Origin of the sequence: Oceanobacillus polygoni, assembly GCF_008304605.1 — a bacterium.
In the GTDB taxonomy this organism is placed as follows: domain Bacteria; phylum Bacillota; class Bacilli; order Bacillales; family Amphibacillaceae; genus Oceanobacillus; species Oceanobacillus polygoni.
In genome coordinates this window covers 1-1575 of sequence record NZ_PIJY01000039.1, presented here as the reverse complement: position 1 = coordinate 1575, position 1575 = coordinate 1, and the positions used below count along the sequence as shown (strand labels likewise).

Sequence of the window (1575 nt, the reverse complement as noted above, 5' to 3'; positions counted from 1 at the left end):
AACTAAACCAGCTAATAGTTTGTCAATATTTTTCAATGAAAATTTTAAATTAGTCATGTTATACTAAAATGAGCACGCCAAATAACCCTCCATTAATCCCTTTTTGGAAGGTTTTGGTTTACTTAGCTAGATATAGTTTTTATACTATATCTTGGAAGGTTGTTTTATTTTTTAATAAAGCATAAATCCAATGTAAGAGTTTATTTACACAAGCAATAACAGCTACTTTAAATGGCTTTCCTTCTTCACGTTTCTTATCATAAAATTCTCGCATTCTTTTGTTTCGAGGGATAATTTCATCGGTCGATTTCTTCTTGCGACTATCTCGTATGGCACAACGAACTGCCATAAATAATGCGTGACGAAGCCTACTGGAGCCTCTTTTTGTAATCCGATTTTTGGTTGCTGAAAATTTGCCAGATTCAAATACACTAGGATCAACTCCAGCGAAAGCTACTAACTTTTTAGGAGCATTAAATCGATCTATCTCCCCAATCTCTGAAATAATCGTGGCGGCGATTTTTTCTCCGATACCTGGGATAGATTTGATGATATTATATTCTTCAATATCTTTAGCGAGGGCATCTATCTCTAACTCTAACTTTGCTAGGTGCTCTTTGTATTGAAGAATCATCCTAATATACATTTCAAGGCTTAAAATATGACTTCGATAAACTGTCTTTTCAAAAGGATTACGTGAAGCCGCAGCTTTTAGTTGAATCGCTTTTTCCTTTGCCCATCTGCTTGATCGACTCTTACAAAGACTGTTTATCTTGTCTGTAATTACTTCTTCACTTGCATTAAAAATATCCTCAGAAGAAGGGAACTCTGAAAGAGTTAAAAGTGAAACCACAGAATATAAATCTCCAAAAACCCCTTTATATTCAGGAAATACTTGTTCAAGCACTGCCTGAAATTGCAGCTTGGTTTGAATCATAACGCCCGTTATATTTTCATGCTGTCTTGTGAGATTTCGAAGGTTTAGCAATTGGACTCCACGCTTTTTATACGGCTCTAACTCCTCCTTATAGAACAATTCACAAAGAAGATAAGCGTCAATGGCATCTGTTTTTACTTTTCTTAAACTCGATCCCCTTGCCTTATATGAAATCAATGGATTGATGATAATCAGTAAATATCCTCGTTCCTCCAGATAATGAACAACAGGGGCTTGATAATGACCGGTAGCTTCTAAAATTATTGAGGGCTTCTTACCAGATTCCTTTTTTACTTCCTCAAGAAATACAACGAGTGATCTAAGACCCTCAACAGTATGAGAAACTTTAAAACTCTTACGATAGGGTTTGCCTTTATCTAAAAATGCTTGAACCTGACTTTCTCCTTTAGATACATCCAGACCAACGACCGGATTCATTGTTAATCTCCTCCTAAACTATTAAATTTGCCAGTAACCCCTAATCCTCCATGCAGTGTCACAGCTTCGCTTGTTATTCGAGATCTAAGTCCCAACCAGCCTCAATCATGTTTCTACAAGTAGGGGGCGAACGGTTTAGTTGACGGGATCAAAGCCCCACGGGCAGTTACGTTCTACCCTGGCTACTGTTATAATAAAAC

1 protein-coding gene is annotated in these 1575 nt (G+C 36.8%); it reads right to left on the bottom strand.

The features are described 5' to 3' along the window. Positions 1 to 139: 139 nt before the first annotated feature. The gene (locus tag F1560_RS18000) at positions 140 to 1375 is read right to left on the bottom strand and encodes an IS110 family RNA-guided transposase (RefSeq protein ID WP_149476031.1); all 1236 of its coding nucleotides are present in this window, start codon (positions 1373 to 1375) and stop codon (positions 140 to 142) included. Positions 1376 to 1575: the final 200 nt, after the last annotated feature.

What these genes read in the sequence shown, in the direction of transcription:
- F1560_RS18000 (WP_149476031.1), bottom strand. Translation starts at nt 1,375, where the DNA reads ATGAATCCGGTCGTTGGTCTGGATGTATCTAAAGGAGAAAGTCAGGTT.